Here is an 8,403-nt window from a genome sequence, read left to right as displayed (position 1 = left end):
GTTTACATATCAGGAATTATCGGAAGTAGTTATAATTTCAATAGCAAAACATAAAGAGGAAGATGGATGCTGATTAGCGTCTGTCTTCCTCTTTTGTCTATAAAAGTATACTTTTTCGAAAGAGCTGAATGATTGTATCGGCAAACTCTTCTTAAAGAGGGAAAACACGTAGATAAAAAAACCAGACCTATGGATGAAATGATTTAGTGGGATTGAAGCGTATAGTAGTATTAAGTAAAGATTAGGTAGCAGAATTGGTAAAGTCGTCAGTCCTATGGCCGTTTCTCCCAAGGGGTAATCGTTCCAATCACATGTTTCGATTTGTTTTCTCGGATGGCTTCTATAACCCCATCGGAAATCTCTTCATGAGTTAACCAGCGGGACAAGCCATCTTCGATCTTAAACCCTAGCTGAATTTGATGATAATCAACATGTGGAGGAACTGCCGTATTGGCTTTGATGTCTTCCAGTTTTGAACTGCTGCCATTAACTTGAAACAGATCCCATGATTGGAGCCGAGGAAGGGATTCCGTTAAACAAGGAATCACTTGTGTTCCGTTGGAATGGATCCAAGCAACCACCAACTGGATGGGGCCATTCTGTTGCTGGATATGATGTAGTTGTTCCGCTAATTCTTTCGTATTCGTGTAGTCAACCAAAACCGGTGTCAGCTGTGCAGGATTTTGGTCCAGGAGCCGCTGCATCTTCTCCGGATTCCGGCCGATCACCGAAACGTGGTAGCCGTTTTCCGCTAACCAGATGGACACGTTGGCCAGCATTCCTGTGCCGCCTATTACAAGTGCATGTTTCATTTCAATCATTCCTTTGCTGAGTGAATGGTGTTCATGTATCGAATTTGATTTTCTTATTGAATTGCTAGAAAGGATGGTATGAATGACTACTCTAGTGGAAGCGTCTAATTGTTTGTTGTTATCCACCGACCAAAAGAAATCTGAAGGTCTCTGGCGGAACGACCCCTGCTACAAATTCCTGTTTTCGTTGAAAGGTTTCATGAACTACCAGAGCAGCCGAAACGAATTTTCGCTAATGGAAAATGAGTTCATGGTGTTCAATCCCCATGACGAGCATCGGCAGCTTGCCGTAGACGATCATAAGTTTCTGGTGGAACTGGACGCCGCATTCCTCAACGAAGCAACGGCTGCCATTGCAAACATTCAGGGAGAACTTTTCTTTGCACAAACCACGCAAAAACATCCACTCGTGGAACAATGGGTCCATTTTGTGCAGCAATACATACTGTTGGAAGGAGAAGGCGAAAGCCAGTCTTCTGAAGTATTCTTAGAGCACAGCTTTGCCCAACTCAGTTTATTGTTGGCTAAGTCCGCTATTGGAACCCATACTTCTGACTTGATTACGGACCCATTTCGCTCAATTCAGCCTGCACTTGTTCAAGTGATGGCATCTTTAAAAGACGATTATCAACATGTGTGGACCTTGGAAGAAATGGCGGCGCTTCTGGGTGTCAGCAAATTTCAATTCGCCCACCTATTTAAAGAAAAGATCGGTGTTTCCCCGTATTCCTGGCTTCAGCTCTATCGATTGGTCCGAAGCCAAGAACTGCTTTTGCATACAGAGCGAACCATAACGGATATCGCCCATAGCTGCGGCTTTTCTTCCGTTGGCGTTTACAATCAATTATTTAAACGCCTCTACGGATTTCCGCCGAGCTTTTTCCGTCAACGCTATTCGAGTTAAGTAAAAGACAGCACAAACGACCATCATGCTGCCACAGAAGACAAAGAGAGCACTGATCTCGATGAATGCGGTGAGTGCGCCAAACAGCATGAGGGAAATGACATTTGATCCATAGAGAAGGACCGCATTGAAACTGAATGCCCGGCCCAGCTTCCGGGCTGGAACCAATGTTTGAATCAAGAAAACACGGGAAAGACTGGAGAGGGGCAAACCGGCTGCCGCAATCAATACACCCAGAAAGTAAAGGGGAAGGTGGGTAGCGAACCCCAATACTAAGATTCCCATTCCCCATACAACAGAGCCGGCCAAATAAAGAGTAAACGTAAGCTTTTTCCAGAAGAACGGAATGATCACATTGATCAGGATGACCCCGATGCCATACCATCCCAATAAGAGACTGTAAAATTCTTCACCTTGGCTTGGGTAGTGTTGCAGAAGAAGCAAGAGCAAACCGACTTGCCATACCCAGGTGTTGAAAAAGACCATCAGAAACGTCACGATAAACAAATTTTTTATGGTCCCTTCGCCTTTTACCCATAGAAAGAACGCAACAATTGACTGGAAGATTCCTTCCTTTTTCCCTCCCAGTGTATGCTCCTCGTTTAACGGTTCAACCCAATGGATTTTTAAGATGAAAAGCGCACTCAAACCATACGTTAGCGCATCAATCGAATAAAAATGGATGGTGTGTCCGGCACTCAACAGACCGATACTGAAAATAGGGGTGAGTACCTGAACGCCTCTTGTCACCGTGTCCAGCAAACTATTGACCGTCGTACGGTCATCAACTGGGGTGACGAGTGGCAAAACGGCCCGGTATGCCGGATTGTAAAAACAGCCCAGGCTCTGAATCACGAAACTGACAATCAGTAAATGCCAAAAAGCTAACATATCGAATTGATAGAAGACAACCAGTGAGAGAATTATGGGAACTCGAATAAGGTCGATCCACATCAGCAGCCTTTTTTTCTGCACATGGTCCGCAACCGCACCGCCAATTAATCCGAACAACAGGTAAGGGACGGCCTGTGAAATGGCAATCACCGTCGTCAGGCTAGCTGATTGCGTCAAATCATAGGCGATAAAAAGAAAGGCCAACCCTGCGAGGACATTCCCCAGCTGTGAAACGCCGGCACCGGCCAAGTAATAGAGAACACTTTTGTTTTTTAATACGTTTCGATACATCGCAACCACCTCATGTACAGGCTACGCTTCATTTTCTGTCTCATCTATATGAATCTTGCTGTTTTTCACGACAATATTCAGGAAAGAAACAGTAAGGGTTAATTTTATTCGAATTCCAAAGTGCAGGCACAAGTTTACATATAAGAAATTATAGGAAGAGAAGAAGTCAAAAAAGCTTCTTCTCTTTTTTTAATTCTTCTTTGGAAAAAAATTTCTCAGAAGCAGAACACTCCTTCAGGTAAATGGGTATAATAAGAACAAGTGTTCTTATTTCGAGGAGGAATTGATCATGGAAGAAAAAAGAAGTAATAGTCCAGAAAATGAGAGAAAGCATACGCAGTGGGAAGGGCTGTTCGTCTCGCAGCATGCCTGGGATTCCGATAATGCAAGCGATCCGCAGCCGATGCTCAGTGCCGATGAAAAACAAGCCATATGGGATATGTTGATTGTGGCTCTTGACCGGGAGTGTACCGTCTTCATCCAATCCTGGGAAGACCGCCATTTCAAATTCCACCGGTGCACGATCCGGGAGATAGATGATACCCAGCGGATCGTCACCTATGAAGATCCCTTTGGCGAATGGCAGCTTGCCATCGATACGATTACTTCCATCCATATGCTGGACTGACTCATCCGAATGCTGAGACGGCAGCTGCTGAAAGTCCATCTCCGGCATTTTCTTGTTAAAAAATAAGCAGGATCTGCCTGCTTTCGAAATGCTGGAGAAGACCTGGAAGTCTGTTCCTAAAACAAGTATAGTGAAAGTAGATTGAGTTATCTGTCAAAATGCTGGAGGCAGGTTGTCGCCTTCAGCAGAAAGTCATCTAAAAGAAAAAAATTCGTTTATGAACTTGAATGGCCACACTACCATGTACAAGGGAGCTGATATTTTGAGTTATTTTTCAAAAAGCAGTACAGAGATTTCATTGGAGGATACAGAGAAAGAGTTTGCCAAACTGAAAAGACAGCTTCATGATCTGCTTTACCGGTTAGGGGATGATGGGGAAAACATTGCTTCCAGTCGGAACGTGGATGAAAGATTTCTGATCCAGCAATATCGGATGCTGACCGAACAGCTGGATGCTATCCATCGGAAACTGGAGTACCTGTCCAAAGACGTCGTCTCAGAAGGGCCGATTTTCCATAATTCCGCTGGCCGCTATGAAATGCTGAACGGGGATTACTTTACAAGCGGGAGTAGGATCGAACTTTTGGTGAAGGATGACGACGAGGATGAAGATGAGCGAACGTATTGGGTTCTGACAACCATCGAACACAACGGAGACGATTATTATGCAGTGGCTTTAGGACGGGAAACATCCATCAACGGCATGACGGCTCGCCTGAGAAGATGACAGTACAAACGGATTATTGTTTCTAAAATCTACTAGAGCAGCTTCCCATCTATACATACTATTGATGAAGAACAACGATTCAAGGCTTTTCCTTTGAATCACAGTAAATTTATTTCAAATTAACGTTAATCACAGTATTCATCTCCCTAAAGAATTTGAGGGATCTACCCGATATAAAGAACGGGGAGGTCAAGAAAATGCAGATAGATTTTTCTCAAATAGACACCAGTGTCATCGATAGAATGGCGTTGTTTATCGGAATATTAGCAGTAGGTTGCGTGCTTCTTCCAATGTTGGTGGGTGGAATGCTAAAACTCATTAAAATGCCTTTTTTCATTGTAAGGATTGGAGTCGGATTCACAGGCTTAGGATGGGCTTATTACTGGGCTACAGAAATTTTAAGTAAATTTTAGAAATGGTTAAATGAATCGGTGTAAAAAGTAAATCAGGAATTTGGGTTAGTAGGAGGATGACTGTTAGCGGGTATCGGGTTTGCTGAACTGGTTTTTTCTAATGACCACGATCTAACCCAAAAGTTAATAGACAGAAGGAGGGAAGATAACGATGGATACCGGTTATCTTTTTTTCTTGAGTTCTATTTGTTCGCAAAATATCAATTTAACGAACAAATAATGTAGGTGCTTTGTTATAATTGACTTAAAAGGGAAGCCTTAAGGAGTATTCTAAAATGAAAAATCGAGTTGATTACATTACTAAACGAGCTGATTTTTATAGTCTATATCAATACAACAATGAATATAATATCTACAACAATAGACTTGATCCAGAAACTGGAGTTTGGCGTTACATGGACTTTTCTAAGCTAGTAAATCTCCTTGATACAGCTTCTGTATTCTTTACAAAGCCTCTTAATTTCAGGGATCCTTATGAAGGAGCATTTTCAGAGATAGACTTCAAAAGAATTATCGGGGAACCTTTCTCTTACATACCGGATATTAAAGTTGATTTTGATGGGGTAAGAAAAAATCTGATACAAAGCTCAAGAGCTCTACTCAATTATACAGGAGTCTCATGTTGGCATTTGAATAACTATGAATCAGCTGCTATGTGGGATTTGTATTTAAAATCTGGAGAAGGTATAGCTATAAAAACAAATGTAAAAAATTTAATAAATAGCATGGAACGAGAGACTTTTTATGGTCAGGTTCAGTATATTGATTATTTAAAAGACATGGCAGGCAATAATATATTTGAAACTCTCTTTTACAAAAGAAGCTCGTTCAATCACGAAAATGAATTTAGGCTTATGACTTTTGAGTCAATTGAAGATCCATTTTTCGGAGATTATGGCAGCAATATCCCATGTAATCTGAATCAATTGATAGAATCTATTTATGTTGCCCCTACTTCTCCAAGCTGGTTTAGAGAAACTGTTGAAGCTGTTTTAAAAAAGTACAATGTAGATAAGCCCGTAATCCAGTCTTCTCTATATGAGGGTCCAAGACAAATTTTTTGAAACTACATTATTCAATTAGTGTTATTTACTTCAAATTAAACACATTAAATAAGTTCGTTTAAATTACATTTTGCGAACATATAGAAATACACTCAATCATAGGAGGTCTACAGTATATGGCCATAACACCCGAAGAACTGCAGATCCTCCAACGGATCGAAAATCAGTTGAAAACCATGCCCTTCTACGTCGTCGAATATGTCCGGTCGAAAAAAAGAGCTGGTCTTTCGGCTGATACCTTGTTGCAGTATCTGTACCGCTACCAGCATTTCTTTCAATGGCTGCTTCGCGAAAACCTGACTGAATCGCCGGATATCGCGTCTATCCCTTACCCGGTCTTGGCAGAACTGAAGAAGCAGGACGTGGAGCACTACATTGAATTTTTGCAGGAAGAATCCCTCACCCAGGAGATCAACATTGTGAAAAAGCGGGGCACTGCGGTCGTGACGCTATCCGTGAATGCGTTGAAATCGCTCTTCAACTACCTGACGAAAGAGACGGAAAACGAAGACGGCGAATCGTACTTCTACCGGAACGTCATGAGCAAGATCGTGCTGCATACGAAAAAAGAGACGGCCAGCCGCCGCGCACAAAAGATTAGCTCCGTCATCCTAAACGAGCATGAAATCAACGATTTTTTGCAGTTCATTGAACAGGATTACGAAGCGACACTTGGGAGTGGACTCGCTCGTCAACGCTTCAATCGGGACAAGGAACGGGATCTGGCCATCCTCTCCCTGTTCCTCGGAAGCGGCATCCGCCTCGGGGAAATGGCGCGCATTTTAGTTAAGAAAGTCAACCTCAAGAAGCAATTGATCGACATCAAGCGAAAAGGCGCTAAAGAAGATACCGTCCGGGTCATGGACCAGGCCATCCAGCACTTAAGAGACTACCTGGATATCCGGGAGGGCCGGTATACCGGATCGAAGGAAGTCCCCTTTCTGTTTGTGACGCTCTATGGAGGTACTGCCCGCCCTCTTTCCCGGCGGGCCATCGAAAACCTGGTGACCAAGTACACCGCTGCCTTTGCCCAAGGGGAAGGCATGAGCCCTCACAAACTTCGGCATAGCTTTGCCGCGGACTTTATACGGAATGGCGGAAGTATCGTCCTTCTACGTGACCAATTGGGTCACAGCAATATTGAGACCACCTCCCTTTATACCAATCTGTCCAATAAAGACAACGAGCAGGTGTTATCCCGAATGGAAGCCAATCGTTCAAAGCAAATAGATTCATCGAACTAATTGCTGCGATAAAGTAAAGGACAGACAGCTTTGTTAGGCCGTCTGTCCTTTCTATTGGCTATATGAGGGAATCGTCTGCTTGCTTATAAAGGAGCTGAAAGGACATTCAGGTCCTTCATCCCGCCGGACTTCAACCTATGTTCATTCACCAAGAGGCTATTTTCACAATGAAAAACGACATCGAACGGTTTCGGAGGGTTAGACTGAGCCCCATACGGTCTTCCCTGATTCCATTCTTTGACCGTCGCTTCCATTATCAGAATGAAATCATTGAAAGCTCCAGGATCTTTTGATAAAACTAAATCGATATCCCGGATAACCACCAGGTACTTTTCCGCCTCCAGCCATTCCAGATCATTCAAACATTCATCAAGCGCATCAAAGTTGAATCCGAAATAATCCGGAAAGAAGAACTTTTCCTTAAACTCCTTGAGAAGGCTGGCAACGCTTTTGCATTGATCCCCTTCTAAAACGATCACCCTGGCATCAAAACCGTTTCCTACTGCTTTCATCGCCATTTCGTTCACTTGTTCACCTTGACACTCCATTAGATGCAAGTGATGCCCATCCGTTCCCCACTCCCGATCAGTATCATCCAAGAAATCCACCTCCCATTTCATTTGAACTTAATCCTATGTTTACCTTAATTAACAAAAGAGTTTCAGGTAAGTGTTCTTTTTCCCCTTTAGTTGGATGCGTCCTTATCCTTCTTAGTCTCTTTCATCTCTTTCAATACAACAGCTTCTGATAACCTCTCATATGTTAACTAAATTATTTTACGTAAGGTTTAGTTTCTAGTGACTTATCTACATGTTCTGCATCCGTCTTCTTCTGACCACCAACTGAGTTCTGCGCTTTAAAGCTGGTCAAAAGTATACCAAGCAACAAAAGAAGCAGGGTCGATCCCGACAGCACCAGACTCCCCGTCATCACATTCAAGTGCTGAAGATTCATCAAAGTCCCCATTTCTCCATTCGCCACTTTATGGATCTGCAGATAAGTGAAAGGGGACCACTGCGCCATACCTGTTAAATAGTAGTTGCTCAGCACGAATCCTCCCACTCCAATCAGCATTGTCAACGCAAATGAAGTAAAGGTATTTTTCAAAAAGAGCGATAAGAAATTCGCCAATACCAGGAAAAATAGGAGGACGAACAGAAACAGGATGGTGTTGTTCACTAAATATGTGCCTAACGGAATGAAGTGGAAGCCCAGCTCACCGGAGAGCATTCCGGCATAATCAGCCGCCAGTGCCGCACTTTCTGCATCGTAATAGAGAACCGGATACTGCCAATCGCCAAAGCGGTTAAACAGTGTGCCGACCAGCACTAGCAGACCAAATAAAGAAATACTGCTGATGGTTGCAACCAGAATTGAATGGAGGGTTTTCCCTATGAAAATCGTTCTTGCCGTCAAAGGCTGCGTT

The 8,403-nt window shown here is 43.1% G+C and carries 10 protein-coding genes; 6 read left to right on the top strand and 4 right to left on the bottom strand.

The genetic code is table 11. The features are described from left to right. Positions 1-272: 272 nt before the first annotated feature. Entirely contained in the window at positions 273-812 is a 540-nt protein-coding gene (locus tag KW93_RS01445; protein WP_033541176.1) for a short-chain dehydrogenase, read from the bottom strand. Between the two features lie 82 nt (positions 813-894). Between KW93_RS01445 and KW93_RS17705 the strand changes: the two genes are divergently transcribed. Then, positions 895-1,716 carry a helix-turn-helix transcriptional regulator gene (locus tag KW93_RS17705; RefSeq protein ID WP_235318335.1) on the top strand — a complete coding sequence of 274 codons (822 nt, stop codon included), beginning with the start codon at positions 895-897 and terminating at the stop codon, positions 1,714-1,716. Here KW93_RS17705 and KW93_RS01435 read toward each other — a convergent pair. Continuing rightward, positions 1,657-2,901 carry an MFS transporter gene (locus tag KW93_RS01435; RefSeq protein ID WP_033541175.1) on the bottom strand — a complete coding sequence of 415 codons (1,245 nt, stop codon included), beginning with the start codon at positions 2,899-2,901 and terminating at the stop codon, positions 1,657-1,659. The two genes, KW93_RS17705 and KW93_RS01435, sit on opposite strands and share 60 nt — an antisense overlap. Before the next feature lie 289 nt (positions 2,902-3,190). Between KW93_RS01435 and KW93_RS01430 the strand changes: the two genes are divergently transcribed. The 5 genes from KW93_RS01430 (at position 3,191) to xerS (ending at position 6,977) form a co-directional block, all read left to right on the top strand. After that, positions 3,191-3,529 (top strand): YolD-like family protein, encoded by a 339-nt coding sequence (locus KW93_RS01430; RefSeq protein ID WP_033541174.1) that lies wholly within the window; start codon positions 3,191-3,193, stop codon positions 3,527-3,529. A gap of 262 nt (positions 3,530-3,791) precedes the next feature. Beyond that, positions 3,792-4,256, top strand: a complete 465-nt coding sequence (locus tag KW93_RS01425; protein ID WP_152602401.1) for a DUF5348 domain-containing protein — start codon at positions 3,792-3,794, stop codon at positions 4,254-4,256. A 197-nt stretch (positions 4,257-4,453) separates the two neighbouring features. Further along, positions 4,454-4,669 carry a hypothetical protein gene (locus tag KW93_RS01420; protein WP_033541172.1) on the top strand — a complete coding sequence of 72 codons (216 nt, stop codon included), beginning with the start codon at positions 4,454-4,456 and terminating at the stop codon, positions 4,667-4,669. A gap of 275 nt (positions 4,670-4,944) precedes the next feature. Continuing rightward, complete coding sequence (locus tag KW93_RS01415) at positions 4,945-5,733, top strand: DUF2971 domain-containing protein (protein WP_033541171.1); 789 nt, start codon at positions 4,945-4,947, stop codon at positions 5,731-5,733. 116 nt (positions 5,734-5,849) lie between these two features. Next, entirely contained in the window at positions 5,850-6,977 is a 1,128-nt protein-coding gene (xerS, locus tag KW93_RS01410; protein ID WP_052131407.1) for a tyrosine recombinase XerS, read from the top strand. 83 nt (positions 6,978-7,060) lie between these two features. Here the strand turns inward: xerS and KW93_RS01405 are convergent, their stop codons facing one another. Beyond that, on the bottom strand, positions 7,061-7,576 hold the full coding sequence (locus tag KW93_RS01405) for a barstar family protein (RefSeq protein ID WP_161787020.1): 516 nt from the start codon (positions 7,574-7,576) through the stop codon (positions 7,061-7,063). Positions 7,577-7,748: 172 nt separating this feature from the next. After that, a partial coding sequence (locus KW93_RS17350; protein WP_033541169.1) for a hypothetical protein occupies positions 7,749-8,403 on the bottom strand: 655 nt, incomplete at its 5' end.

This window comes from Planococcus sp. CAU13 (assembly GCF_000775575.1).
GTDB lineage: Bacteria > Bacillota > Bacilli > Bacillales_A > Planococcaceae > Planococcus.
This window is presented reverse-complemented; position numbering and strand designations above follow the sequence as displayed.

Bases quoted from the DNA above. Each gene is read 5' to 3' on its own strand.
- KW93_RS01445 (WP_033541176.1), bottom strand. From the start codon at position 812: ATGAAACATGCACTTGTAATAGGCGGCACAGGAATGCTGGCCAACGTG.
- KW93_RS17705 (WP_235318335.1), top strand. From the start codon at position 895: ATGACTACTCTAGTGGAAGCGTCTAATTGTTTGTTGTTATCCACCGAC.
- KW93_RS01435 (WP_033541175.1), bottom strand. From the start codon at position 2,901: ATGTATCGAAACGTATTAAAAAACAAAAGTGTTCTCTATTACTTGGCC.
- KW93_RS01430 (WP_033541174.1), top strand. From the start codon at position 3,191: ATGGAAGAAAAAAGAAGTAATAGTCCAGAAAATGAGAGAAAGCATACG.
- KW93_RS01420 (WP_033541172.1), top strand. From the start codon at position 4,454: ATGCAGATAGATTTTTCTCAAATAGACACCAGTGTCATCGATAGAATG.
- KW93_RS01415 (WP_033541171.1), top strand. From the start codon at position 4,945: ATGAAAAATCGAGTTGATTACATTACTAAACGAGCTGATTTTTATAGT.
- xerS (WP_052131407.1), top strand. From the start codon at position 5,850: ATGGCCATAACACCCGAAGAACTGCAGATCCTCCAACGGATCGAAAAT.